The 26071-nt window shown below is 68.7% G+C and carries 23 protein-coding genes; 21 read left to right on the forward strand and 2 right to left on the reverse strand.

Annotation, left to right across the window (positions count from 1 at the left end):
• Nucleotides 1–119: 119 nt before the first annotated feature.
• The 15 genes from purL (at nucleotide 120) to ACFPN1_RS10500 (ending at nucleotide 17877) form a co-directional block, all read left to right on the forward strand.
• Nucleotides 120–4148, forward strand: coding sequence for a phosphoribosylformylglycinamidine synthase (purL, locus tag ACFPN1_RS10430; RefSeq protein WP_386754901.1), 4029 nt, complete (start codon nucleotides 120–122; stop codon nucleotides 4146–4148).
• Nucleotides 4149–4359: 211 nt separating this feature from the next.
• The gene (gspE, locus tag ACFPN1_RS10435) at nucleotides 4360–6078 is read left to right on the forward strand and encodes a type II secretion system ATPase GspE (RefSeq protein WP_386754902.1); all 1719 of its coding nucleotides are present in this window, start codon (nucleotides 4360–4362) and stop codon (nucleotides 6076–6078) included.
• Nucleotides 6079–6140: 62 nt separating this feature from the next.
• A complete protein-coding gene (locus ACFPN1_RS10440; RefSeq protein ID WP_386754903.1) occupies nucleotides 6141–6479 on the forward strand; it encodes a GIY-YIG nuclease family protein in 339 nt (112 codons plus the stop codon).
• A gap of 354 nt (nucleotides 6480–6833) precedes the next feature.
• Nucleotides 6834–8051 carry a type II secretion system protein XpsF gene (gene xpsF / locus ACFPN1_RS10445; RefSeq protein ID WP_386754904.1) on the forward strand — a complete coding sequence of 406 codons (1218 nt, stop codon included), beginning with the start codon at nucleotides 6834–6836 and terminating at the stop codon, nucleotides 8049–8051.
• Between the two features lie 253 nt (nucleotides 8052–8304).
• Entirely contained in the window at nucleotides 8305–8739 is a 435-nt protein-coding gene (locus tag ACFPN1_RS10450) for a type II secretion system protein GspG (protein ID WP_386754905.1), read from the forward strand.
• 39 nt (nucleotides 8740–8778) lie between these two features.
• Nucleotides 8779–9234, forward strand: coding sequence for a type II secretion system protein XpsH (gene xpsH, locus ACFPN1_RS10455; protein WP_386754906.1), 456 nt, complete (start codon nucleotides 8779–8781; stop codon nucleotides 9232–9234).
• Nucleotides 9231–9659, forward strand: coding sequence for a type II secretion system protein XpsI (xpsI, locus tag ACFPN1_RS10460; protein WP_386754907.1), 429 nt, complete (start codon nucleotides 9231–9233; stop codon nucleotides 9657–9659). Before xpsH ends, xpsI begins: the two co-directional genes overlap by 4 nt.
• Before the next feature lies 1 nt (nucleotide 9660).
• Nucleotides 9661–10311 (forward strand): prepilin-type N-terminal cleavage/methylation domain-containing protein, encoded by a 651-nt coding sequence (locus ACFPN1_RS10465; RefSeq protein ID WP_386754908.1) that lies wholly within the window; start codon nucleotides 9661–9663, stop codon nucleotides 10309–10311.
• Complete coding sequence (locus tag ACFPN1_RS10470) at nucleotides 10308–11183, forward strand: type II secretion system minor pseudopilin (protein ID WP_386754909.1); 876 nt, start codon at nucleotides 10308–10310, stop codon at nucleotides 11181–11183. Before ACFPN1_RS10465 ends, ACFPN1_RS10470 begins: the two co-directional genes overlap by 4 nt.
• 46 nt (nucleotides 11184–11229) lie before the next feature.
• Complete coding sequence (locus ACFPN1_RS10475; RefSeq protein WP_386754910.1) at nucleotides 11230–12405, forward strand: PilN domain-containing protein; 1176 nt, start codon at nucleotides 11230–11232, stop codon at nucleotides 12403–12405.
• On the forward strand, nucleotides 12398–13039 hold the full coding sequence (gene gspM, locus ACFPN1_RS10480; RefSeq protein ID WP_386754911.1) for a type II secretion system protein GspM: 642 nt from the start codon (nucleotides 12398–12400) through the stop codon (nucleotides 13037–13039). Before ACFPN1_RS10475 ends, gspM begins: the two co-directional genes overlap by 8 nt.
• Nucleotides 13029–13832, forward strand: coding sequence for a hypothetical protein (locus ACFPN1_RS10485; protein ID WP_386754912.1), 804 nt, complete (start codon nucleotides 13029–13031; stop codon nucleotides 13830–13832). The genes gspM and ACFPN1_RS10485 overlap by 11 nt, the downstream gene beginning before the upstream one ends.
• Nucleotides 13833–13841: 9 nt before the next feature.
• On the forward strand, nucleotides 13842–16133 hold the full coding sequence (gene gspD / locus ACFPN1_RS10490; RefSeq protein ID WP_386754913.1) for a type II secretion system secretin GspD: 2292 nt from the start codon (nucleotides 13842–13844) through the stop codon (nucleotides 16131–16133).
• A gap of 36 nt (nucleotides 16134–16169) precedes the next feature.
• Nucleotides 16170–17006, forward strand: a complete 837-nt coding sequence (locus tag ACFPN1_RS10495) for a glycosyltransferase family 2 protein (RefSeq protein ID WP_386755246.1) — start codon at nucleotides 16170–16172, stop codon at nucleotides 17004–17006.
• 16 nt (nucleotides 17007–17022) lie between these two features.
• Nucleotides 17023–17877: a glycosyltransferase family 2 protein gene (locus ACFPN1_RS10500; RefSeq protein ID WP_386754914.1), complete on the forward strand. Its 855-nt coding sequence runs from the start codon at nucleotides 17023–17025 to the stop codon at nucleotides 17875–17877.
• A gap of 8 nt (nucleotides 17878–17885) precedes the next feature.
• On the opposite strand, the gene pyrF is transcribed toward ACFPN1_RS10500, so the two are convergent.
• Both pyrF and ettA read right to left on the reverse strand, forming a co-directional pair.
• Nucleotides 17886–18698, reverse strand: a complete 813-nt coding sequence (gene pyrF, locus ACFPN1_RS10505) for an orotidine-5'-phosphate decarboxylase (RefSeq protein ID WP_386755247.1) — start codon at nucleotides 18696–18698, stop codon at nucleotides 17886–17888.
• A 539-nt stretch (nucleotides 18699–19237) separates the two neighbouring features.
• Nucleotides 19238–20905: an energy-dependent translational throttle protein EttA gene (gene ettA / locus ACFPN1_RS10510; RefSeq protein ID WP_386754915.1), complete on the reverse strand. Its 1668-nt coding sequence runs from the start codon at nucleotides 20903–20905 to the stop codon at nucleotides 19238–19240.
• A gap of 439 nt (nucleotides 20906–21344) precedes the next feature.
• Between ettA and glyA the strand changes: the two genes are divergently transcribed.
• The 6 genes from glyA (at nucleotide 21345) to ACFPN1_RS10540 (ending at nucleotide 25987) form a co-directional block, all read left to right on the forward strand.
• Nucleotides 21345–22613, forward strand: a complete 1269-nt coding sequence (gene glyA / locus ACFPN1_RS10515) for a serine hydroxymethyltransferase (RefSeq protein WP_386754916.1) — start codon at nucleotides 21345–21347, stop codon at nucleotides 22611–22613.
• Nucleotides 22614–22681: 68 nt separating this feature from the next.
• Nucleotides 22682–23089 (forward strand): four helix bundle protein, encoded by a 408-nt coding sequence (locus tag ACFPN1_RS10520; RefSeq protein ID WP_386754917.1) that lies wholly within the window; start codon nucleotides 22682–22684, stop codon nucleotides 23087–23089.
• A gap of 2 nt (nucleotides 23090–23091) precedes the next feature.
• Complete coding sequence (gene nrdR / locus ACFPN1_RS10525; protein WP_386754918.1) at nucleotides 23092–23610, forward strand: transcriptional regulator NrdR; 519 nt, start codon at nucleotides 23092–23094, stop codon at nucleotides 23608–23610.
• Nucleotides 23607–24011: a hypothetical protein gene (locus ACFPN1_RS10530; RefSeq protein WP_386754919.1), complete on the forward strand. Its 405-nt coding sequence runs from the start codon at nucleotides 23607–23609 to the stop codon at nucleotides 24009–24011. Before nrdR ends, ACFPN1_RS10530 begins: the two co-directional genes overlap by 4 nt.
• 25 nt (nucleotides 24012–24036) lie before the next feature.
• The gene (gene ribD / locus ACFPN1_RS10535; protein ID WP_386754920.1) at nucleotides 24037–25140 is read left to right on the forward strand and encodes a bifunctional diaminohydroxyphosphoribosylaminopyrimidine deaminase/5-amino-6-(5-phosphoribosylamino)uracil reductase RibD; all 1104 of its coding nucleotides are present in this window, start codon (nucleotides 24037–24039) and stop codon (nucleotides 25138–25140) included.
• Nucleotides 25141–25234: 94 nt separating this feature from the next.
• On the forward strand, nucleotides 25235–25987 hold the full coding sequence (locus ACFPN1_RS10540) for a class I SAM-dependent methyltransferase (protein WP_386754921.1): 753 nt from the start codon (nucleotides 25235–25237) through the stop codon (nucleotides 25985–25987).
• The last annotated feature ends 84 nt before the right edge of the window (nucleotides 25988–26071 follow it).

Genomic DNA, 26071 nt, shown 5'->3' on the forward strand with positions numbered 1-26071 from the left:
ACAGCGGAGGCTTCGGCCTCCGTTGTTTTTTCGGGCTCCCGGGCGGTTTTCGCCGACCCGGCGGCCCGGGTTCCGCGCTCCGTTACAATAGCCGGCCCGTATCCCACGGTTCCCCGGACATGATGGTCCTCGAGGGCGCATCCGCCCTGTCTTCGTTCCGCCGCGAACGCCTGCAAGCCCGCCTCCAAGCCGTCCATCCCGACCTCCGCCTGACCGGCGCCTGGTGGACCTACTGGGTCCTGCCCGAAGCCGGTGCCGTCCCCGATCGCGCGATCCTCGCCCGCATCCTCCAAGGCGGCTTCGAGGAAGCCGCGCGCGCGGAGGGCGCGGTGTCCCGCTATGTGACCCCGCGTCTGGGCACGCTGTCCCCGTGGGCGAGCAAGGCCACCGAACTCCTGCAGGGCGCCGGACAGCCGGTGAAGCGCGTCGAGCGCGGCCTGCGCTACGACCTGGCCGGCTGGCCGGCCGACGCGCCGACGCAGGGAGCGCTGGCCAGGCTGCTGCACGACCCGATGACGCAGTCGCTGCTGGACGCGCGCGACGACGCCGAAGCGCTCTTCGCGGTACCCGCGCGCGGCGAACTGGAGCGCATCCCGCTCGCCGCGCTGGAAGAAGCCAACGCGCGCCTCGGCCTGGCGCTGGCCGACGACGAGATCGCCTACCTGCGCGAGCGTTACGGCGCGCTCGGACGCGATCCGTCCGACGTCGAGTTGATGATGTTCGCGCAGGCGAATTCGGAGCATTGCCGGCACAAGATCTTCAACGCCTCCTGGACGCTGGACGGCCGTGAACAGCCGCTCTCGCTGTTCAAGATGATCCGCAACACCCACGCCGCGACGCCGCAGTACACGCTGTCGGCGTACAGCGACAACGCCGCGGTGGTCGAAGGCTATCCGGCGCGCCGCTTCCGTCCGCAGCCCGGCACGCAGGCCTATGCGAGCGAAGCCGAACTGCCATCGGCGTTCTGCATCAAGGTCGAGACCCACAACCATCCGACCGCGATCGCGCCGTTCCCCGGCGCCAGCACCGGCAACGGCGGCGAAATCCGCGACGAAGGCGCGACCGGTCGCGGCGGCCGTCCCAAGGCCGGCCTGTGCGGCTTCTCGGTGTCGCACCTGCGCATCCCGACGCTGCCGCAGCCGTGGGAGGCACCGCGCGCGCTCAATCCGCGTATGGCCCCCGCGCTGGAAATCATGCTCGACGGCCCGCTCGGCGGCGCCGCGTTCAACAACGAATTCGGCCGCCCGAATCTCACCGGCTACTTCCGCAGCTTCGAGCTCGACGAAGGGACGCACGCACGCGCCTACGACAAGCCGATCATGCTGGCCGGCGGCCTGGGCGCGATCGACCGCACCCAGGTGCAGAAGCACTCGCTGCGTCCCGGCGATGCCGTGGTGGTGCTCGGCGGTCCGGCGATGCTGATCGGCCTGGGCGGCGGCGCGGCGAGTTCCGTGGCGTCCGGCGAAAGCGCGGAAGAACTCGATTTCGCCAGCGTGCAGCGCGACAACCCGGAAATGGAGCGGCGCTGCCAGGAAGTCATCGACCGCTGCGTCGCCATGGGCGAGGACAATCCGATCGTCACCGCGCACGACGTGGGCGCCGGTGGCCTGTCCAACGCGATCCCCGAACTGCTGCACGACTCCAGCGTCGGCGGCGTGATCGACCTGGACAAGATACCCAAGGACGATCCCTCGCTCTCGCCGATGCAGCTGTGGTGCAACGAATCGCAGGAGCGCTACGTGCTGGGCGTGCCGGCCGATCGCGTCGCCGAGTTCGCCGCGTTGTGCGAGCGCGAGCGCTGTCCCTTCGCGGTCGTCGGGTACGCGACGGCGGAGGAACACCTGGTCGTCGGCTACGGCGCGACCGTCGAAAGCGTCTACGGAAGCGAAGCCGCGGGTGGAAGGGAAGTTCCCGGCCCGGCGCAGCGCGCCGGGCGTTCGGATGACCCGCGCGGCGGTGCCGCGCAAGCGGGCCATCCTCACCCCATCGATTTCCCCATGGACGTCCTCTTCGGCAAGCCGCCGAAGATGCATCGCGACACCAAGCATCCGTCGCCCGCGCCGTGGCCCGCGCTGGACTGGCAGGGCATCGACCTGCGCGAGGCCGCGTTGCGAGTGCTCGCGCATCCGACCGTCGCCGCCAAGCAGTTCCTGATCACGATCGGCGACCGCACCGTCGGCGGCCTGACCGCGCGCGACCAGCTGATCGGTCCCTGGCAGATGCCGGTGGCCGACTGTGCGATCACGCTCTCCGGTTTCGACACCCACGCGGGCGAAGCCATGGCCATCGGCGAACGCACGCCGCTGGCGCTGCTCGATGCCGCGGCCGCCGCGCGCATGGCCGTGGGCGAGGCGATCACCAACCTCGCCGCCGCGCCGGTGGAATCGCTCGACCGCATCAAACTCTCCGCGAACTGGATGGCCGCGGCCGGCCATCCCGGCGAGGACGCATTGCTGTTCGACGCGGTCAAGGCGGTGGGCATGGAACTGTGCCCGGCGCTCGACCTCAGCATCCCGGTCGGCAAGGATTCGCTGTCGATGCAGGCGCAGTGGCACCACGACGGCGAGGCGCACAAATCGGTGTCGCCGGTGTCGCTGATCGTCAGCGCGTTCGCGCCGGTCAGCGACGTGCGTGAGCAGCTGACGCCGCTCCTCTCGCGCGAGGAAGACTCCGAGCTGTGGCTGATCGGCCTGGGCGCGGGCAAGCAGCGCATGGGCGGTTCGATCCTGGCGCAGTGTTTCCCCGAGGCCGGCGCGGGCGAGTTGCCGGCGTTCGCCGGGCGTTCGTCCGACCGCGACGATCCGGCCGTGCCCGATCTCGACGATCCGCAGCGCCTGCGCGCGTTCTTCGAACTCATCCGCGACGCACGCATGCAGGGCCTGCTGCGCGCCTACCACGACCGCAGCGACGGCGGCGCCTTCGCCGCGCTGTGCGAAATGGCGTTCGCATCGCACCTGGGCCTGGACATCGACCTCGACGGCTGGGGCGATGATCGCGGCAGCGATGCGTTGCGCACGCTGTTCAACGAGGAGCTCGGTGCGGTCGTGCAGATCGCGACCGAAGACCGGGCCGAATTCGCCGACCTCGTCGCGCGCCACGGCCTGATCGACTGCGCGCAGCGCATCGCGCGTCCGAGCACGGCGCCGGCGATCCGCGTGCGCCAGGACGGCAACACGCTGGCCGAATGGCGCTGGGACGAGTTGTTCGACGCCTGGTGGTCGGTCACCCACGCGATGCAGAAGCTGCGCGACAACCCCGAGGCCGCCGACCAGGAGCGCGCCGCCGCGCGCGACTTCGCCGCGCCCGGGCTGAAGCCCAAGCTGACGTTCGATCCGGCCGACGACGTCGCCGCGCCCTTCATCAACACGAACGTGCGGCCGAAGGTGGCGATCCTGCGCGAGCAGGGCGTGAACAGCCAGGTGGAAACCGCGTTCGCATTCGATCGCGCCGGCTTCGAGGCTTTCGACGTGCACATGAGCGACCTGATCCACGGTCGCTTCAAGCTCGACGATTTCAGCGGATTCGTCGCCTGCGGCGGCTTCAGCTACGGCGACGTGCTGGGCGCGGGCCGCGGCTGGGCGACGTCGGTGCTGGAGCGCTCCGCGCTGCGCGAGGCATTCGCCGCGTTCTTCCAGCGCAAGGACACCTTCGCGCTCGGCGTGTGCAACGGCTGCCAGATGCTGTCGCAGCTGAAGGATCTGATCCCGGGCGCCGAACACTTCCCGCAGTTCCTGCGCAACGCCAGCGAGCAGTACGAAGGCCGCGTGGCGCTGCTGGAAGTCGCCGACTCGCCGTCGCTGTTCCTCGCCGGCATGCAGGGTTCGCGCATCCCGGTCGCGGTCGCGCACGGCGAAGGCCGCGCCTCGTTCGAGGCGACCGGCGACGCCACGCGCGTCGCGGTCGCGCTGAACTACATCAACGGCGACGGCAGCGCGGCGACGAACTATCCGGCCAATCCGAATGGTTCGGCCAATTCCATCGCCGGCCTGTGCAGCGACGACGGCCGCGTGACCATCCTGATGCCGCATCCGGAGCGCACGCTGCGCAACGCCAACTTCAGCTGGGCGCCGCGCGAATGGTTGCGGTCGCCGGCGGACGAGTCGCCGTGGCAGCGCATGTTCCGCAATGCGCGGGTGTGGGTGGGCTGATCGACGAAGCCGCGGGCGGCGCCGTGCCGCCCGCCGGACGCCTGCCGTAACCCGTCGCAACGCACCTCCCCCGGGCGGGGGCTGTGCGTTCGATTCGCCTTCCTGACCGGCGGGAATTACGCGCCCCGTTCGCCCGGCACGACCGGTCGGACTCGCCCGACCTGTTAAAGTCGGGGTCTTGTCGCGGAGGGGGCCTTTGGGCCTGGATAGCGTGAACGCAGTCGTCAACGACATGACCATCGACCCCGGCATCGACGAGCGCATCGTCGCCGCGCTGCTGGAGAAGGGGCGCCTGAAGGACACCGATCTCGCCCGTGCGCGCCGCCTGCAGGAAGAAGCCGGCGGCAGCCTGCTGTCGCTGCTGGCACGGCTGGGTCTGGTGTCCGAGCGCGACCACGCCGAAACCGTCGCCGCCGTGCTCGACCTGCCGCTGGTGAGCGCGAAGGACGCGCCCGAGCTGCCGCCGGAAGGCGTCGTGCTCACCGGCAAGTTCATGAAGCAGTTCCACGTGTGCCCGGTCGCCGAAAGCGAACGCAGCGTGGATGTGCTGATGGCCGACCCGCAGGATGCCTATCTGCTCGATGCCCTGCGCCTGGCGACCCAGCGCGAAGTGCGCCCGCTGGTGGCGCTGCGTTCGGAGATCGACGACCTGATCGAGCGCTGGCACGGCCAGGGCCGCAGCGCGATGGGCGCGATCGTGGAAACCGCCGAAGGCGAGGGCGCGGGCGACGTCGACGACGTCGAACACCTGCGCGACCTCGCGTCGGAAGCGCCGGTCATCCGCCTGGTCAACCTCATCATCCAGCGCGCCGTCGAACTGCGCGCGTCGGACATCCACATCGAGCCGTTCGAGAACCGCCTGAAGGTGCGCTACCGCATCGACGGCGTGCTCGAGGAAGGCGAATCGCCGCCGGCCAACCTCACCGCGGCGGTGATCTCGCGCGTCAAGATCATGGCCAAGCTCAACATCGCCGAGCGGCGCCTGCCGCAGGACGGCCGCATCATGCTGCGCGTGCAGGGCAAGGAGCTCGACCTGCGCGTGAGCACGGTGCCGACCTCGCACGGCGAGTCGGTGGTGATGCGATTGCTCGATCGCGAGACGGTGGTGTTCGACTTCAAGCGCCTCGGCTTCACCGACCACTTCCTGCCGCAGTTCCAGCACGTGCTCGACCAGCCGCACGGCATCCTGCTCGTCACCGGCCCGACCGGCTCGGGCAAGACGACCACGCTGTACACCGCGCTGAGCAAGCTCAACACGCCGGACGTCAAGATCATCACCGTCGAGGATCCGGTCGAATACCAGATCGAAGGCATCAACCAGATCCAGGCCAAGCCGCAGATCGGCCTCGACTTCGCCCATGCATTGCGTTCGATCGTCCGCCAGGATCCGGACATCATCATGATCGGCGAGATGCGCGACCTGGAGACGTGCCGCATCGCGATCCAGTCCGCGCTGACCGGCCACCTGGTGCTGTCGACGCTGCACACCAACAACGCTGCCGGCGGCATCACCCGTCTGCTCGACATGGGCGTGGAGGACTACCTGCTGACCTCCACGATCAACGGCATCCTCGCGCAGCGCCTGGTGCGCCGGCTGGAGCCGACGCATGCGGAGCGCTATCCGGCTTCGCCCGAGGAAATCGAGAAGTTCGGTCTGCGTCGCTACCAGCCGGAGGGCGAGATCTACCTCTACCACCCGCGTGGCTCCGCGATCGCGCCGACCGGCTACCTCGGCCGCACCACGATCATGGAGTTCCTGGTCATGAACGACGAACTGCGCCGCGCCGTGATGCGTCATGCCGGCATGGGCGAGATCGAGCAGATCGCGCGCCAGCACGGCATGCGCACGATGTACGAGGACGGCATCGCCAAGGCGCTGGCGGGCGAGACGACGATCGAGGAAGTGCTGCGGGTGACGGAGGACGCCTGAGAGCCGTCATTCCCGCGAAGGCGGGAATCCATGGACATTGCTTCTTTCAAGGACGAAAGAGAATGGAGAAGTTTCCGCATGTATACATCCTGGCAAGCGGCCGGAACGGAACCTTGTATGTGGGCGTCACCAGCGACTTGGTGTCCCGGACATGGCAGCACCGGGAGCATGTTGTGACCGGGTTCACTCAGCGGTATGGAGCGACAAGGCTGGTGTGGTTCGAGGAGCATCCAACCATGGAGTCTGCGATTCAGCGGGAGAAGCGGATCAAGAAGTGGAATCGAGACTGGAAACTGCGGCTGATCGATATGGTGAATCCGTCGTGGCGTGACCTTTGGCCAGATATTGCAGGCATCGCACCGAAGGCCAACGTCCATGGATTCCCGCCTTCGCGGGAATGACGAGCAATAGCAACAGCAACAGCAACAGCAACTGCAACAACAACTGCAACAACAACTGCAACAACAACTGCAACTGCAACTGCAACTGCAACTGCAACGCTCCCGTTCCCCGTTCCCCGTTCCCCGTTCCCCGTTCCCCGTTCCCCGTTCCCCGTTCCCCGTTCCCCGTTCCCCGTTCCCCGTTCCCCGGATTCCCGGATTCCCGGATTCCCGGATTCCCGGATTCCCGGATTCCCGGATTCCCGGATTCCCGGATTCCCGGATTCCCGGATTCCCGGATTCCCGGATTCCCGGATTCCCGGATTCCCGATTCCCGATTCCCGATTCCCGATTCCCGATTCCCGATTCCCCGAGATGCCCCTCTACCACTACCAGGCCCTCAACTCCCGTGGCGAACTGCTCGATGGCCAGATGGAGGCTGCCACGACCGCTGAAGTGGTCGCGCGCCTGCAGGAACAGGGGCATCTGCCGGTCGAGACCAAGCTCGCCAGTGAGGCGCGCGGCGCGGCGTTGTGGAAGGGCCTGTTCAAGCCCAAGCCGTTCGCCGGTGCGCGACTGGTGCAGTTCACCCAGCAGCTGGCGACGCTGCTCGGCGCGGGGCAGCCGCTCGACCGCGCGCTGGGCATCCTGCTCGAACTGCCGGAGGACGAAGTCGCCAAGCGCACCATCGCCGACATCCGCGACGCCGTGCGCGGCGGCAGTGCGCTGTCCACCGCGCTGGACCGCCAGCACGGCACGTTCTCGCGCCTGTACGTCAACATGGTCCGCGCGGGCGAAGCCGGCGGCAGCCTGCACGAGACGCTGTCGCGGCTGGCCGATTACCTCGAGCGTGCGCGCGCGCTGCAGGGCCGGGTCGTCAATGCGCTGATCTATCCGGCGATCCTGCTGACGATGGTCGGGTTGAGCCTGCTGTTCCTGATGGGCTACGTGGTGCCGCAGTTCGCCGCGATGTACGAAAGCCTGGACGCCGAGCTGCCCGTGTTCACGAAGATCGTGATCGGCATCGGCATGTTCGTGCGCGACTGGTGGTTCCTGCTGCTGCTCGTACCGGCGGCGGGATTGTGGTGGTTCGATCGCAAGCGCCGCGAAGCCGCGTTCAGGGAAAAATTCGATGCGTGGCTGCTGCAGCGCCGGTTCGCGGGCACGCTGGTGGCGAAGATCGAGACCGCCCGCCTCGCCCGCACGCTGGGCACGCTGGTGCGCAACGGAGTGCCCTTGCTGACCGCGCTCGGCATCGGTCGCAACGTGCTCGGGAACCGGGTGCTCGCCGCCGATGTCGAAACCGCTGCGGAAGAGGTCAAGAACGGCGTGGCCCTGTCCACCGCGCTGGCGCGCGGCAAGCGCTTCCCGCGGCTGGCCCTGCAGATGATTTCGGTGGGCGAGGAATCCGGTGCGCTGGACGCGATGCTGGTCAAGACCGCCGAGACCTTCGAACAGGAGACGGCGCTGAGTCTGGACCGCATGCTCGCCGCGCTGGTGCCGGTGGTGACCGTGGTGCTCGCGGGCGTGATCGGCGTGGTCGTGATGTCGGTGCTGTTGCCGCTCTACGACCTGACCAACGCGATTGGGTGAGGCAGGCCGCTCGCGCGGCACTGCCGCGCGGCCTGCCGAACGCCCGGCCGCGCCGCGAGAAGGGCAGCGAGCGGCAGGAATGAGCGCGCCGCGGCGCGCGAGGAGACCTGGAAGGCCGCCAGCGCACGTCCACCATCGGCCCGAAACATGAACCACCATCCCGGACATTGAAACAACGCCGCACGCTCCACTTACCATTGGATCCACCAGCCGCGGGCCACGGCTCCCAGAAACCCCAATCCTGGAAACCATCATGCGTAACCTGCGTTCGAATCCCCGCTTCGCCACCGCCGCCCGGCAGCGCGGCATGAGCCTGATCGAGATCATCATCGTGATCGTGCTGATCGGCGCGGTGCTGACCTTCGTCGGCAGCCGCGTCATCGGCGGCAAGGACCGTGGCGACTACAACCTTGGCAAGTCCGCCGTGCAGACGCTCGCGGGCAAGGTCGAATCCTTCCGCATGGACACCGGTCGCCTGCCCAATTCGCTGGACGAACTGGTGACCGCCCCGGGCGATGCGAACGGCTGGCTCGGTCCCTACGCCAAGGCGACCGAGCTGAAGGATCCCTTCGGCCATCCCTACGAATACCGCGTGCCCGGCGAGAACGGTGACTTCGATCTGATCTTCCTCGGCAAGGATGGCAAGCCGGGCGGCACCAGCACCGACGCCGACTTCAAGTTCGAATAAGCGCAGGCGCGATGCGCGACAGGCGCGATGAGGCAGCGGATGCGATACCAGGCCCGTGGCGTGTCACTGCTGGAGATGCTGCTCGTGATCGCGCTGCTCGCCGCGATCAGCGTGATGGCCGCGGCGGCGCTGACCGGCGGTTTCGCCGGCATGCAGCTGCGCAGCGAAGCCAAGCAGATCACCGCGCAGCTGCGCTACACGCGCACGCAGGCGATCGCGACCGGCAAGCCACAGCGCTTCACCATCGATCCGCAGCAGCGGGTCTGGACCGCGCCGGGCAACCGGCGCGGTGAGATCCCGGAGAAGCTCGGCGTCCGCTTCATCGGCGCGCGTGAAGTGCAGCCGCGTCGCGGCGAGGGCGCGATCGTGTTTTTTCCCGATGGCGCGTCCACTGGCGGCCGCGTGCAGCTGAGCGCGAAGCAGGCGGCGATGAACATCGACGTGACCTGGCTCACCGGCGAGGTGCGGCTGCGTCGTGGCGAGGTGGAGCGATGAACGCGCGCGTCGTGCGGTCGCGTGAGCGCGGCTACACCCTGATCGAGGTGATCGTCGCCTTCGCGCTGCTCGCCGGCGCGTTGACGCTGCTGCTCGGTGCGATGTCGGGTGCTGCGCGGCAGGTGCGCGGTTCCGCCGATGCGGGACGCGCGGCCCTGCATGCGCAGTCGCTGATGGCGCAGGTGGGCGTGGGCGTGCCGATCAAGCCGGGATCGGAGAACGGCGAACTCGAGGACGGACGCTATCGCTGGGCGCTGGACATCCAGCGCTGGAACGATCCGGCGCGGCCGGCGGACGTGCCGCTGGACCCGTCGGCGCCGCAACTGCTCGAAGTCCGCCTCGGCATCGAGTGGGGCGAAGGCGGCCCGGGCCAGCGCCTGCTGCTGCGCACGCTGCGCGTGATGCCGGCCGGACTGGAGCCCTGACATGCGGGGTCTGCAGATGCGCGCCATGCGCGGCTTCACGCTGATTGAAGTGCTGATCGCCACCGTGCTGCTCGCGGCGGGGCTGACGCTCGCCTTCGCCACGCTCGGTGCAGCGACCAAAACCACGCAGCGCGGCGAAGCCATCGCCGCGCGCAGCGAGCGCCTGCGCGCAGTCGAGGGCTTCCTGCGCCGGCGGCTGGAGGGCGCGCGTGCGGTGCCGTTCGCCTTCGATGCCTCCACCGGCCAGACCCAGCGCTTCCTCGGCGAGTCCGACCGCATGCGCTTCGTCGCCGACCTGCCCGACTACCTCGGGCGTGGCGGTCCGTATCTGCACGACTTCAGCATCGACGATGGCGACAGGCGCATCACGCTCGCGCTCGGCATGGTGCAGGCAGGGCAGACCATCGAAGAGGACGAATTGCGGCCGCCGGAAATACTCGTCGAAGGCCTGAAATCCGCGCGCTTCCGCTACCGCACCTACGCCGCCGAAGGCGGCCTGGGCGAATGGCAGGACCAGTGGGAAAACGGCGAGCAGCTGCCGCTGATGGTGGAAATCACCCTCACCGACGGCAATGGCGAGATCTGGCCTCCCGTCGTGGTGGCGCTGCCGCTGGCGGCGATGACCACGACCAGCGCGGCGCTGGGGCCATGATGCGTGCATACCGCCAGCGCGGCGTGGCCCTGCTGCTCGTGATGTGGCTGATCATGCTGCTCGCGGCACTGGTGGGCGCCTTCGCGCTGCTCGCGCGCACCGAGCACCTGCAGGGACGCGTGCTGGTGCGCGGGCTGGTCGCGGAGAACGCGGCGCGCGCCGGGCTGGAGTACGCGATGACGCGCGTGGGCGCCACCGATCCGCGCCTGCAATGGCTGCCCGACGGACGCCCGCACCGCTGGCGTTACGTCAATGCGGACGTCGAAGTGAAGGTCGTCGACGAGAACGGCAAGATCGACCTCAACCAGGCCGACATGACGCTGCTGACGGAATTCATCCGCCGCTTCGACGTCGAACAGCAGCGCGCCGCGCAACTCGCGGCCGCGATCGTCGACTGGCGCGATCCGGACAGCCTCACGCAGCCGGCCGGCGGGGGCGAGGACAGCGATTACGCCAGTGCGGGCCTGCCGTACGGCGCCAAGGATGCGGAGTTCGAGAGCGTCGCCGAACTCGAGCAGGTGCTCGGCTTCACCCCCGAGCTTTACGCGCGGATGGCGCCGCACCTGACCGTGTTCAGCGGCCGGACGCGCCCGGATCCCGCGTTCGCTTCGGCCGAAGTGCTCGATGCGATGGGCATGGACGGCGCCGAGGTGGTCGCGGTCCGGCAGCGCTGGAATCCGGCCTCCGGACTGCCGCCGCCGACCCTGCCCGACGGCAGCGCGCTCGTGGGCGGCAGCAGCGGCACGTATAGTATCGAGAGCCGCGCGCGGCTGGCGGATCGTCGCGAAGCGGTGTTGCGGGCCGTGGTGCGTGCGGGCGGATCGATGCCCGGCATGGCCTACACACCGTTGCGTTGGCAGGTCGGGGATTGATGGCCTGCCGCTTTCATCAGCCAGTGGAGGAAGGAGCGTCGCCACGATGAGCACCCCTGCAGCAGGACGGTTGCAGGACCGTCTAGGTCGTTTCAGTGCCCGGTTGAGCGGTTCGTCGCTCAGGACCGGCACGGGCGGCTTCCTGTCGTGGTGGGGGCATGCGCTGGCCTCCTGGGTGCCGCCGCGCGTGCGGCAGCTGCTGGGCATGGACCGTGGCCGCCTGTTGTTGCTGGTGGAAGGCGAGGTGTTGCGACTGCGTCTGCAGCGCGGCGCGGAAGTCGTGGACTTGGGCAGCCTGCCGCTGCTCGACGCCATGGAGCCAGGCACCGACCCCCTCGCCGCCGTCCTGGGCACGCGCCTGTCCGACCTGCCGCGCTGGCTGCTGTTGCCGGCGGGAAGTTCGTTGCGTCGTCGCATGCCGCTGCCGGCGGCGGCGGCCGAGCGCCTGCGCGACGTGGTCGGTTTCGAGATCGAACGCCAGACGCCATTCGCCGCCGATGCCGTCGCCTATGACGCGCGCGTGATCGCCCGCCGCGAAGGCGATGGCCCGATCGACGCGGAACTCATCGCCGTGCCGCGCGTGGCGCTCGATCCGCAGCTGGCCGCGCTCGGTCCGGTGGCGCCGCTGCTCGCCGGCATCGATGTCGCGGGCCAGGACGGCGTGCCGCTGCAGATCAACCTGCTGGCGCCGTCGCAGCGTCAGCGTGCGCGCGACCCGTGGCGCACCTGGAACCTTGCGTTCACCGCCGTCGCCGCGATCGCCATCGGCCTCACCCTGTGGCAGATGCTGCAGAACCGCCGCGTCGCTGCCGAGGAATTCGATGCGCGCATCGCGCGCGAGGCCGGTCCCGCGCGGCGCGCCGCCGCGCAGCGGCAGGAACTCGTCAATCTCATCGAAGGCCAGGCCTTCCTGCAGCGCACGCGTGCGGCCTATCCGACGGCCGTGGAAGTCATCGACGAACTGAGCCGGCGGATCCCAGACGGCACTTACCTGGAAAAGCTCGCGATCGAGGACAACCGCCTCACCCTGATCGGCCTCAGCAACGAGGCACCGGCGCTGATCGGGCGCCTGCAGGATTCGCGGCTGTGGCGTTCGCCGGCGCTGGCGGGCGCGCTGCAGACCGATCCGACGACGCGCAAGGACCGTTTCACCCTGACCGCGGAACTCGGCCCCGCCACCACCACCGCCAAGGAGACGACCGGTGCAGGTTCCGGTGAGTAACCGCGACCGCTGGCTCGCGCTCGGTCTGCTCGCGGCCGTGCTGGCGCTCGCCTACGCGGTGCTGGTGCATCCGTGGTTCACCGTGCCCATGCGCGAAGTCGGCGACCGCATCGACGCGGCGCGCGAACGCGAACTGCGCCTGCGCATGGAAATCAGCCAGGCACCGCTGGTGCAGCAACGCCTGCAGCAGGCGCGCGCCGCGCTGGCACACACGCCGGGCTTCCTGCCCGAACGCAGCCCGGAACTGGCAACGGCGGCGCTGGTGCAGCGTCTGGAAACCGTCGTCGCGCAGGCCAGCCCCGGCCGCCGCGCCTGCGAGATCACCAACCGCTCGCCGTTGCAGGAGCCCTCGCGCGAGAAGTACCCGCGCGTCACCGTGCAGGTGCGCCTGCGCTGCGGCACGCCGGAGCTGGCCAATGTGTTGCACTCGCTCGAAGGCGGCACGCCGCGCCTGTTCGTCGGCAACCTCAACGTGCTGGGGCAGCGCGTGTTCTTCAATCCGGGGCAGAGCGGTGCGCAGGGCGGACTGGACGTGAGCTTCGACCTGTACGGCTACCTGCCGCCGAGCGCGCCGCCCGCGGTCGCATCACGCACGCGTCCGCATGTGCCCGGGGAGGACGACGATGCGCTTTGAGAGCGCCAGTCCGCGCACGTGGTTGCTGGCGACGCTCGCGGTCTGGGCGGTGCTCGCGCTGCTGCTCGCGCTGTTCGGCATGGGCGGACGCATCGCGCCGCTGCCGGAAGACGCTTCGCTGCTGCGTCCGCTGCCCGCACTGCCCAGGACCGTGCGCGAACGCCTCGGGCCGCTTGCGCAGTACAGCGAGATCGCCGGGCGGCCCCTGTTCGCCGACGATCGCCGTCCGCATCCGTTCTCGCTGCAGCCGCAGGGCGAGGAGGAGGCGAAGTCGTTCGACTACGTGCTCACCAGCGTGATGATCACGCCGACGTTCCGGATGGCGATCATCCAGCCACCCGACGGCAACGGTCCGCCGCTGCGGATCAAGCTGGGCGAAGCCGATGCGTCGCTGCCCGCCTGGCATCTGCAGTCGCTCGATGCGCGCAGCGCCGTCTTCGTCGGTCCGGAAGGCGAGCGTCGTCTCGAACTGCGCGTCTACAACGGCGTCGGCGGCGAAGCGCCGACCGCCGTGACCAGAACGGACGCCACGCAGGGTCAGCCCACGCCCGCCGGGCAGCCGGCCGTGGTGATGGATGCGACCACACCGCCGGCGAATGCGCAGGCAGCGGCTCCTGCCCCGCCGCCGCCGGAAGTCGTGGCCCCTGCCACTCCGAACCGCGCCGAACCCAGCCAGCCGATGACGGAACAGGCGCAGATGGAAGCGATCCGCAAGCGCATCGAAGCGCGCCGCGCGCAACTGCGGCAGGAAGCCCTGCAACAACAGCAGCAACAGAAACCGCCGGTCAAATAGAGTCGCCCAATGAATCGTCCTTCGCATTTCCCGCGCCGGTCCGGCCAGACATCCGCCCTCAATACCGCCATCGCTTCGGCGGTCGCGCTGGCGCTGGTCGCGTGCGCCACGCCGCCGGTGGCGAGCGTCCACCGCGACGCCGATCCGCGCATGCTGCACGCGCAGGCGGGAACGTCGTCCGTGGCCACGACCACGACGCCGGCAACGCTCGCGACCACGCCCGGCACGACGACGACCGGCGCGCAGCCGCTGCCCGAGGACGAGCAGGGCCCGCGTCCGCGCATCCGTCGCGGCAGCGGCCAGGTGATCAATCGCGAAGCCGCATCGGCGCCGCCGCCGGTCCTGCCGGCCACTGGTGGCGGCGCGACGTTCAATTTCGAAGGCGAATCGCTGCACGCCGTGGTCAAGGCGATCCTCGGCGACATGCTCGGCCAGAACTACGTGATCGCGCCGGGCGTGCAGGGCACCGTCACCCTGGGCACGCCCAAGCCGGTCAGTCCCGCCGAAGCGCTCAACCTGCTGGAGATGGTGCTGGGCTGGAACAACGCGCGCCTGATCTACAGCGGCGGCCGCTACAACATCGTGCCGGCCGACCAGGCCCTCGCCAGCGGCGCGGTCGCGCCGCGCACCGGCGCTCCGTCGCTGGCACGCGGTTATGAAGTGCGTACGGTGCCGCTGCGCTACATCTCCGCGAGCGAGATGGAGAAGGTGCTCAAGCCCTACGCGCGCCCGAACGCGGTGGTCAACGTCGACAACGCCCGCAACATCATCAGCATTGCCGGCACGCGCACGGAACTCGAGAACTACCTGCGCACGATCGAGATCTTCGACGTCGACTGGCTGTCGGGCATGTCGGTGGGCGTGTTCCCGCTGACCTCGGGCAAGGCCAACAAGGTCGTCGCCGACCTGGAGAAGGTGTTCGGCGAACAGAGCAAGTCGCCCGTCGCGGGCATGTTCCGCTTCATGCCGCTCGACGGCGCCAACGCGGTGCTGGTGATCACGCCGCAGGCCAGCTACCTGGACGACATCCAGGAATGGCTCGACCGCATCGACAGCGCGGGCGGCGACATCCAGCTGTACTCGTACGAACTCAAGTACATCAAGGCGAAGGACCTCGCCGATCGCCTGTCCGAAGTCTTTGGCAGCGGCCGCGGCGGCAACGGTGGCTCGACCGGCGCCCCGAGCCTGATGCCGGGCCTGGAATCGGTCGAACTGCAGGACGGCGCGAACGGCAGCACCGCCGACATCAAGGGCAGTGGCGACACCGGAACGGGCAGCACGGGTACCACCGGCTCGGGCGGCGAGATGTCGCTGGGCGCACGCCAGAGCGGCAATGCCGCGGTCACGCTCGACGTCAACGGCGACCGCGTCGGCGTGTCGGCGGTGGAGGAAACCAATTCGCTGCTGGTGCGCAGCACGCCGTCGGCGTGGAAGTCGATCAAGGACGTGATCGCGCGGCTCGACGTGATGCCGATGCAGGTCCACATCGAAGCGCAGGTGGCGACGGTGCAGCTCAAGGGCGACCTGAGCTACGGCGTCAACTGGTACTTCGAGCGCGCGGTGACCGACGCCGGCCTGCCCAGCGCCGTGGGCCGCACCACCTGGAGCCAGCTGGCCGGCAGCGTTGCGGGCGCCACCGGCAACCCGGCCGGCATTTCGCCGGGCATGGCCTGGACCTTCCTCGGTCGCAATGCCGCGGCGGTGATCAGCGCGCTCGACCAGGTCACCGACGTGCAGCTGCTGCAGACGCCATCGGTGGTCGTGCGCAACAACGCCGAGGCGACCTTCAACGTCGGCAGCCGCATCCCGATCTCGTCGGTGACGGTGAACCCGAACGCCGGCACCACCAACACCATCAGCCAGGTGCAATACCTGGACACCGGCACGATCCTCAAGGTGCGCCCGCGCATCAGCAAGGACGGCATGGTGTTCCTCGACATCGTGCAGGAAATCAGCGCGCCGACCGGCACGCCCGACGCCAACGGCAACGTGCGCATCGATACGCGCAAGCTGAAGACGGAAGCGGCGGTGCAATCGGGCGACACGGTGATGCTGGCCGGCCTGATCGACGACGGCGTGACCCGCGGCGCGTCCGGCTTCCCCGGCCTGAGCCGCATTCCGATCATCGGCGGACTGTTCGGTCGCCAGGGTTCGGCGACCAGCCGCAACGAAACCATCATCCTGATCACGCCCAGCGTGATCAGGAACCCGCAGGAAGCCCGCGACCTGACCGACGAATACGGCGCCCGCTTCCGCGCGCTCGAACCGCTGCAGCGCAAGCCGCGCGATCCGAGGAAGTAATTCCGGGGCATGGCAACCGCCGCCGAGGTGCCTTCGCTGACCAGCACGCTGCCGGTCGTCGTCGTGCCGGTGGGCGTCGACGACGCATCGCTCGACGCCTGCCTCGCCGCGCTGGAAGCGCACACACCGCCGGGCACGCGCGTGTGGCTCGCCGACGATGCGCAGAGCGGTCCGCGCGGCCAGGCCATCGTCGAGCGCTGGCTTGCGCGCACCGCGCTGCAGGCGCACTACACGCGCCGGCAACGCAGCGTGGGTGAAACCGCGCATCTGGACGAAGTGCTGGCCGCGTGCGGCGACGCGGATGTCGCGGTGCTGGCCAGCGATGCGGCGCCGCTGCCCGGCTGGCTCGCGCGCCTGGCTGCCTGCCTGCGCGCCGATGGCGCGATCGCCTCGGCGACGCCGTGGAGCAATGCCGGCGAAACCGCATCGTTCCCGCGCATCGGCGAAATCAACGAACCGCCCGCCGATCCCGAGCGCCTCGCGCGCGCCGCGGCCGCACTGCCCGGCGCGACGCCGGAACTGCCGACCGCGCTGACCCATGCGGTGCTGCTGCGCGGCAGCGCGCGCCGACGCGCCGGCGGTCTGGACGTCGACAGCTATGGCTCCTGGTACGCGGCACTGATCGACCTGTCGCTGCGCTTCTCCGGCCTAGGCTGGCGCAACGTGCTGTGCGAGACCGCCGTGGTCGCGCGCTTGCGAGAGGGCCTGCCGGCGGATGGCGATCTCGACGTCATCGCCGCGCGCTGGCCGGCGTGGCACGCGCGCGTCGCGCACTTCCTGATGGAGGATCCGTTGCGCGCCACCCGCGAGCGGCTCGAACACCTGGTCGCCACCCTTGGGCCGCCCGACGCGCAGGGCGATCTGTTCGCATGAAGCAACAGCATTCCGCATGACCGCCATCGCCGCCATCGTCGTCACCTACCGCAGCGCCGAGACCATCGACGAATGCCTGCAGCGCCTGCGCGACGCGCACGACGTCGTGGCGATCCGCGTCGTCGACAACGGTTCCGACGATGGCACGATGGAAGTCGTGCAGCGCCACGCCGCGCGTGACCCGCGCGTGCACTTCATCGCCAATCCGGACAATCCCGGTTTCGCGGTGGCCTGCAACCAGGGCGCAGCCGATCTCGCCGATGCCGACGAGGTGCAGTGGCTGGCCTTCGTCAACCCGGACTGCCTGGTCGAAACCGCGACACTCTCGCGTCTGCGCGACCATGCGCGGGAGTCGGGGCGCGAGGCGCTGTTGGGTGCCGATCTGGTGGACGAGGCGGGCGTGCGCGATACGGCGGCCCGGCGTCGCGACCCCGACTTCGCCGCGATGCTGGCGTCGCTGACGCGCGGCGCGGGAACCCAGCTCGGGATCGGCGTCGACGAAGCGCGCGTCCTGCAACCGGTCGATGCGGTTTCGGGGGCGCTGATGCTGCTGCCGCGCGCGCTGTTCGAACGCATTCGCGGCTTCGACACCGGCTACCGGCTGCATGCCGAGGATCTCGACCTGTGCCGGCGTGCGCGCGAGGCCGGGGCCCTGGTGACGGTGGCCAACGACGTGCGCGTGGTGCACATCCGCGGCGTCTCGTCGCGCTCGCGACCGGTGTTCGTGGAGTGGCACAAGCACCGCGGCCTGTGGCGCTACTTCCGCAAGTTCGAGGCGGCGCGTCGCAGCGCGTCGATGCGCGCTGCGGTCTTCACGGCGATCTGGCTGCGATTCCCGCTGGCGGTGGCGCGGGCGATGCGGCGGCGCTAGCCGCTGCGTCAGCGGTGGCGATTGATCCCGTCGCGCAGCGACTTCGCCGCCGCTGCGGCCGCTTGGGCGAAATCCGGTCCGTTCGAGGCATACAGGATCGCGCGCGAGGAACTGACGATCAGTCCGGTGCCGTCGGCCGTTTTCGCGTTGGTGACCACGGCTTCGACGTCGCCACCCTGCGCGCCCACGCCGGGGACGAGGAAGGGCACGTCGCCGACGATCATGCGCACTTCGCGCAGCTGTTGCGGCCACGTCGCGCCCACGACCAGGGCGCAGTTGCCGTGGGTGTTCCACTCGTGCGCGACCTTGTCGGCGACGTGCTGGTACAGCGGGCGTCCGTCGATGGCGAGATCCTGCAGGTCGCCCGCGCCCGGATTCGACGTGCGGCACAGGATCACCACGCCGCGATCGGCGCGGTCGAGGAAGGGCTGCACCGAATCGCGGCCGAGATAGGGATTCACCGTCACCGCGTCGGCGGCGTAACGGTCGAAGGCTTCGCTGGCGTAGTGCTGCGCGGTGCTGCCGATGTCGCCGCGCTTGCTGTCGAGGATCACCGGGATGCCCGGGTGCGCGGCGTGGGCGTGGGCAATGAGCCGCTGCAGCGCGTCTTCAGCGCCGAGCGCGGCGAAATGCGCGATCTGCGGCTTGAAGCTGCACACGTAGGGCGCGGTGGCGTCGACGATCGCGCGGCAGAAGTTGAACACCGCGTCGGGGTCATGAGCGAACTGCGCGGGGAATTTCGCCGGTTCCGGATCGAGTCCGACGCAGACCAGCGAGTCGGCCTGGTGCCAGCGGGTGCGCAATGCCTGCATGAAGCTCATCGTCGATCCTCGTTCGGATTGGGAGATCATCAGTACGGCCGGCATGTTGCCGGCTTCCCGAAGGAAAGCGAGAAAGTCGGCATCGAGCTGACCATGCTCGCCTTCCTGATGAAGGCCCCGGCCGCCGTGGCATACCGGCACCGGCCTACGCCGTCTCAGCCTTCCCCGCTTTGCTCGTCTTTCCCGCGAAAGCGGGAATCCAGTGTCTTTGGGCCTTTTCACGGCATTCCCGCGGCCTTTTCACAGCCAAACGGCTGGTCGAGCGGGAATCCAGTGTCCTGGCTTTTGCATTTGATTGCCGCGAGGCAAGTCAACAAGGTCGCTGGATTCCGCTTAGCCGGACACTTGTCCGTTGGGTACTGCGGGATGACGAGCAGGCAGCAACTGCAACAAAAGCAACGGCAACTGCAAGGGCCAAGTCACTGGATTCCCGCGTTCGCGGGAATGACGAGCAAGAGCAACAACAACAAAAACGTCAATCGCGGCGCGGCGCGGCGCGGCGGCAAGGCTTTCGCGCACCGCGCGAAGGCGCCACTGCGTCACTTCAACGCCTTGAACCGCAACCGATGCGGCTGCGCACCTTCCGCGCCCAGGCGGCGCTTCTTGTCTTCCTCGTACTCGCGGTAGTTGCCCTGGAAGAACTCGACGTGCGAATCGCCCTCGAAGGCGAGGATGTGCGTCGCGATGCGGTCGAGGAACCAGCGGTCGTGCGAGATCACGAAGGCGTTGCCCGGGAACTCCAGCAGCGCATCTTCCAGCGCGCGCAGCGTTTCGATGTCCAGGTCATTGGACGGTTCGTCGAGCAGCAGCACGTTGCCGCCTTGCAGCAGCGTCTTCGCCATGTGCAGGCGGCCGCGTTCACCGCCGGACAACGTGCCGACCAGCTTCTGCTGGTCCTGGCCCTTGAAGTTGAAGCGGCCGATGTAGGCGCGCGACTGGATCTCGATGCCGTTGATGTTGAGGATGTCCAGGCCGCCGGAGACTTCCTGGAACACGTTGTGGTTGCCGGTCAGCGCGTCGCGGCTCTGGTCGACGTAGGCCAGCTTCACGGTCTGGCCGATGTCGATCTCGCCCGAATCCGGCTTCTCCTGGCCCGTGATCATCTTGAACAGCGTCGACTTGCCGGCGCCGTTGGGGCCGATGATGCCGACGATCGCACCCGGCGGCACCGAGAACGACAGGTTGTCGATCAGCAGGCGGTCGCCGAACTTCTTCGAAACGTTCTTGAACTCGATGACCTTGTTGCCCAGGCGCTCGCCCGGCGGAATGAAGATTTCGTTCGTCTCGTTGCGCTTCTGGTAGTCGACCGACTGCAGTTCCTCGATGCGGGCCAGACGGGCCTTGCCCTTGGAGCGGCCGCCTTTGGCGTTCTGCCGCGCCCATTCGAGCTCCTTCTGGATCGCCTTCTGGCGCGCCTTTTCCTGGTTCTCTTCCTGCTTGAGGCGCTCGTCCTTCTGCATCAGCCATTCGGTGTAGTTGCCCTTCCACGGAATGCCGCGGCCGCGGTCGAGTTCGAGGATCCACTCGGCGGCGTTGTCGAGGAAGTAGCGGTCGTGGGTCACCGCGACCACGGTGCCGGTGTAGCGGGCGAGGAACTGCTCCAGCCACTCGACCGATTCGGCGTCGAGGTGGTTGGTCGGTTCGTCGAGCAGCAGCATGTCCGGCTTCTGCAGCAGCAGGCGGCACAGCGCGACGCGGCGCTTCTCGCCACCGGACAGCTTGCCGATCACCGCATCCCACGGCGGCAGGCGCAGCGCGTCGGCAGCGACTTCCAGCTGCTGCTCGAGCATGTGCGCATCGCCGGCGGCGAGGATCGCCTCCAGGCGCTGCTGCTCGGCGGCGAGCTTGTCGAAGTCGGCGCCTTCCTCGGCATAGGCGGCGTAGACGCGGTCCAGTTCGGCCTGCGCGTTGAGGATTTCGCCGACGCCTTCCTCGACGGCTTCGCGCACGGTCTTGGTCGGATCGAGTTCGGGTTCCTGCGCCAGGTAGCCGACCTTGATGCCGGGCTGCGGGCGGGCTTCGCCGTTAAAGTCCTTGTCGACGCCGGCCATGATCTTCAGCACGGTCGACTTGCCGGCGCCATTGAGGCCGAGCAGGCCGATCTTGGCGCCGGGGAAGAAGGACAGCGAGATGTCCTTGATGATCTGGCGCTTCGGCGGCACGACCTTGCTGACGCCGTTCATGGTGTAGATGTATTGCGAGGACATCGGGGCTCTCGATCGGGCGCGGCGCCGGGGCGCCGGTGGGCAGACGACGGCCGCCTGCGCGGGGCAGGGGCCGGAAGAAAAAATCGGGATCGGGGAATTATACGGGCTCGCTCCGTCGCGGGGCTTGATCCCTTCTCCCCGCAAGGCGGGGAACAGGCGACCCGCAAGGGGCGGATGAGGGGGCTGGCGGTCCGGAATCTGCGGCGCGCTGCGCGCGCGCCCCTCATCCGGCGCTTCGCGCCACCTTCTCCCGGCGCAGCGGGGAGAGGAAGGCACCCTCCCGCGCAGCGGGGAGAACGAAGGCACCTCCCGCGCAGCGGGGAGAAGGAAGGCACCCTCCCGCGCAGCGGGAGAAGGATGGGAGGCCCGGGAGCCGAGGCCCGGGCGAAATGCCCGTTAAACTTGGCGCTTCGCCACCCCACACCCCGCCGGAGTACCGATGTTCCCGCGTGACGCCCGTATCGAAGGTTTTGACCCCGAACTCGCCCAGGCCATCGCCAACGAGAACCGCCGCCAGGAAGACCACGTCGAGCTCATCGCGTCGGAGAACTACGCCAGCCCGCGGGTGATGGAAGCGCAGGGCAGCCAGCTCACCAACAAGTACGCCGAAGGCTACCCGGGCAAGCGCTACTACGGCGGCTGCGAGTACGTCGACATCGCCGAGCAGCTGGCGATCGACCGCTGCAAGCAGCTGTTCGGTGCGGATTACGCCAACGTGCAGCCGCATTCGGGCTCGCAGGCCAACCAGGCCGTGTACTTCGCGCTGCTCAATCCGGGCGACACCATCCTGGGCATGTCGCTCGCCCACGGCGGCCACCTCACGCACGGCGCCAAGGTCAACATCTCCGGCAAGCTGCTCAACGCCGTGCAGTACGGCGTCAACGACCAGGGCCTGATCGACTACGACGAAGTCGAGCGCCTCGCCGTCGAGCACAAGCCGAAGATGGTCGTCGCCGGCTTCTCCGCGTACTCGCAGGTGATCGACTGGGCGCGCTTCCGCGCCATCGCCGACAAGGTCGGCGCGTACCTGTTCGTCGACATGGCCCACGTCGCCGGCCTGGTCGCCGCCGGCGTGTACCCGAACCCGGTGCCGCACGCGCACGTCGTCACCTCGACCACGCACAAGACCCTGCGCGGCCCGCGCGGCGGCATCATCGTCGCGGGCAAGGCGGGCATGGGCGACAAGGCCGAGGAGATCGAGAAGAAGCTGCAGTCGATCGTGTTCCCGGGCATCCAGGGCGGTCCGCTGATGCACGTGATCGCGGCCAAGGCCGTGGCGTTCAAGGAAGCGCTGGATCCGGACTTCACCGCCTACCAGCAGCAGGTGGTGAAGAACGCGCAGGCGATGGCGAAGACGATCATCGCCCGCGGCTACAAGATCGTCTCCGGCGGCACGCAGAACCACCTGATGCTGGTCGACATGATCGGCAAGGGCATCACCGGCAAGGCCGCCGAGGAGGCGCTGGGCCGCGCGCACATCACCGTCAACAAGAACTCGGTGCCCAACGACCCGGCCAAGCCCTTCATCACTTCGGGCCTGCGCATCGGCACGCCGGCGGTCACCACGCGCGGCTACCGGGAGCCCGACTGCGTGGCGCTGGCGAACTGGATCTGTGACGTGCTCGACAACCCGACCGACGAGAACGTCATCGCCGGGGTGCGCGAGAACGTGACGAAGCAGTGCCGGGAGTTTCCGGTTTACGGCTGAGTAGACGGGAATGAGGAGCGGGAAGAGGGAATAGGGAACGAGAGTTCCCTTGGCTCAGGGAGGGTCGAGTGGTCACGGATTTTCGCGATTTGCGGGTCTGGGAGGCGTCGATGGCTTTGGCTGAAGCGGTTTACGAATTGGTCGTGAAGTTTCCTGCCGAGGAGCGCTACGGTTTGGCGACGCAGTTGAAGCGGGCCGCAGTATCCGTACCTTCCTGCATCGCCGAGGGTAATGCGCGCGAATCGACGCGGGATTACTTGCGCTTCCTTTCCATGGCCAAGGGATCGTTGGCTGAAATACAGACCCAAGTCCAGCTCGCTACACGCCTTGGGCTGGTGGACCCGGCGTTGGTAGATCCCGTGTTAGCAAAGGCAACTTCGGTCAGCCTTCTGCTGCAATCTCTCAGGAAGGCCTTGCGCGGAAAGCTGCAGCAGGGCGACCGTTCCCCATTCCCCATTCCCCATTCCCGCTTCTAGAAATGCACTGTCCCTTCTGCCAGCACATCGACACCCGCGTGATCGACTCACGCGTTTCCGACGACGGCGCCACCATCCGCCGTCGTCGCGTCTGCGAGGCCTGCGGCGAACGCTTCAGCACGCTCGAGACGATCGAGCTCAAGCTGCCGCTGATCATCAAGAGCGACGGTCGCCGCGAGGCGTTCGACGCGCGCAAGCTGCGCTCCGGCTTCGATCGCGCGCTGCAGAAGCGGCCGGTGTCGGAGGAGCAGATCGAAACCGCGGTGCGCGCGGTCGTCCACCACCTGCGCATGACCGCCGAACGCGAACTGGATTCGCGCCGTGTCGGCGAATACGTGATGGCAGAACTGCGCAAGCTCGATCACGTCGCCTACGTGCGCTTCGCCTCGGTCTACCGCTCCTTCGAGGACGTCGCCGATTTTCGCGAAGTGCTCGATCGCCTCGAGCACGACAACGCCACCGAAGGCCAGCTGCCGCTGATCGAGGACGAGCCGGCGCCGACCAAGAGCCGCAAGCGGTGAACGCGTTCTTCCGCGCCTGCCTGCTGGCCTGCATCCTGGCGACGCCGGCGGCGTGGGGCGCGGAACCGAAGGCGGGCGCCGAAGCGCCCGTGCGCGAGGCCGTCGCGCTCACCGGGCATTACTACCTGGAAGGCATCATGGAAACCGGCTCCGAGCTGCTGCTCGCGGCCGATGGCCGCTTCCAGTGGTATTTCACCTACGGCGCGCTCGACCTGGCCGCGCGTGGCACCTGGAAGCGGGAGGGCGAACGCATCGTGCTGCTGCCCGACGACTTCCGGTTCCCACCGCAGTATCCCGAGACCCGGTTCGAGCGCATGCAGCTGCGCATCGACGGCGATGAGCTCATCCCGGCCTGGCCGTGGGAAGAAGGCGCGGAGCGCGGCCGCTATGTGCGCGACTGACGGCACGATCGATTCGAGGAAGGACATGTTCAGCAGTACCGATCACCTGATGATGGCGCGCGCACTGCGGCTGGCCGAGCGCGGCGCCTACACGACACGCCCCAACCCGATGGTGGGCTGCGTGCTGACCCGCGGCGACGACATCGTCGGCGAGGGTTTCCACGTCAAGGCCGGCGAGCCGCACGCCGAAGTGCTCGCGCTGCGCGCGGCGGGCGAGCGCGCGAAGGGCGCCACCGCGTACGTCACGCTCGAACCCTGCGCGCATGTCGGCAAGACTGGTCCCTGCACCGACGCGCTGATTGCGGCGGGCGTGTCGCGCGTGGTCGCGGCGATGCGCGATCCGTTTCCGCAAGTCGATGGCGCCGGCTTCGAAAAGCTGAAGGCCGCGGGCATTGCCGTGGAAAGCGGACTGATGGAAGCGCAGGCGCGCGCGCTCAACCGCGGCTGGCTGTCGCGGATCGAACGCGGGCGACCGTGGCTGCGGGTGAAGCTCGCCACCAGCCTCGACGGCCGCAGCGCGCTGGCGAGCGGCGAATCGAAATGGATCAGCGGCGAGGCCTCGCGCGTCGACGTGCATCGCTGGCGCGCGCGCGCCGGGGCGATCCTCACCGGTGCCGGCACCGTGCTGATGGACGATCCCAGCCTGACCGTGCGCTTCGACGACGACACCGCCTTCGTGCCGCCGCTGCGCGTGGTGCTCGATCCGGGCCTGGCGACGATCGCGCGCGGACGTGTGCGCGAAGGCAATGCGCCGACGCTGTACATCCACGCGCCCGATGCCAAGCCGCCGCGCGGCATCGAAGCCCAGACTGCCTCCGCGCCGGTGATCGATGGCCGCTTCGATCTGGCCGCCGTACTGAAGCTGCTCGCCGCGCGCGACATCAATGAAGTGCAGATCGAAGCGGGCGCGACGCTGGCCGGCGCGTTCCTCGCCGCCGGGCTGGTCGACGAAATCCTGTTGTATGTGGCGCCCGTGCTGCTGGGCGATCGCGCGCGACCGCTGTTCGACGGCCTGCACATCGACGAGATGACCCAGCGCCTGAACCTGACCATCGTCGAATCGCGCCGCATCGGCAACGACGTGCGGTTGCTGTTGCAGCCGAAGGTCGAGGACGCCGCCGCAACGTAGCTACCGGCGGAACCCAGCAGGCCACCGCACGCGGGAAACACGCCGGCGCGCGCTTGTACCCTCCTGGTCCCCAGGGCATTCCGCAGGTGTCGCCATGACCTTCAAGGATCACTTCTCCGGCATTGCCGACGCCTATGCCGCCGCGCGGCCCGAGTATCCGGAAACGTTGTTCGACCTGCTCGCCGCGCACGCCATGCCCGACGCCCGCGTCTGGGAACCCGGTTGCGGTAGCGGCCAGGCCACGCGCGGCCTGGCGGGTCGCTTCGCCCATGTGCACGCGACCGATCCCAGCGCGCAGCAGGTCGCGCAGCACTGGGCAGGAGCCGGCGCGCGCAACGTCTCCGTGGCCGTCGAACCCGGCGAACGCACGGCCTTGTCCGATGCCAGCGTGCAACTGATCGCGGTGGCGCAGGCCTTGCACTGGTTCGACCGCGCTGCCTTCTTCCGCGAGTGCGAGCGCGTGCTGGCGCCGGGCGGCGTGCTGGCGGCCTGGGGTTATGGCGACTTCGATGCGCCAGAAGGCATGGTCGATGCCGTCGCGGACTTCCGGGCAGTGATCGAACCGTACTGGCCGCCCGAGCGCGCGCTGATCGATGCGGAGTACGCCGGGTTCGATTGGCCGTTTCCCACCCTCCCGGCGTCGCGGTCGTGGCTGGAGATGGAATGGACGCTGCCGCGTTTCCTGGCGTACCTGGCGAGCATGTCGGCGACGGCGCGATGTCGCGCCGATCTTGGCTTTGACCCGGTGGCGCGACATGCGCCCGCGCTCGCGGCGGCGTGGGGCGATCCCGACGATGTCCGCACCGTCCGCTGGCCGTTGTTCATCCACCTGTGCCGCAAACCGTAGGGCGGGGCCCGGACCCCGGAAGGGTGGTCCGGCGACGCTGGTGGGCACGCGCAGATGGGTGCCGCCGTCAACCTGACGCACCGT

It is taken from the genome of Lysobacter yangpyeongensis (assembly GCF_042655745.1).
Classification (GTDB): Bacteria; Pseudomonadota; Gammaproteobacteria; order Xanthomonadales; family Xanthomonadaceae; genus Agrilutibacter; species Agrilutibacter yangpyeongensis.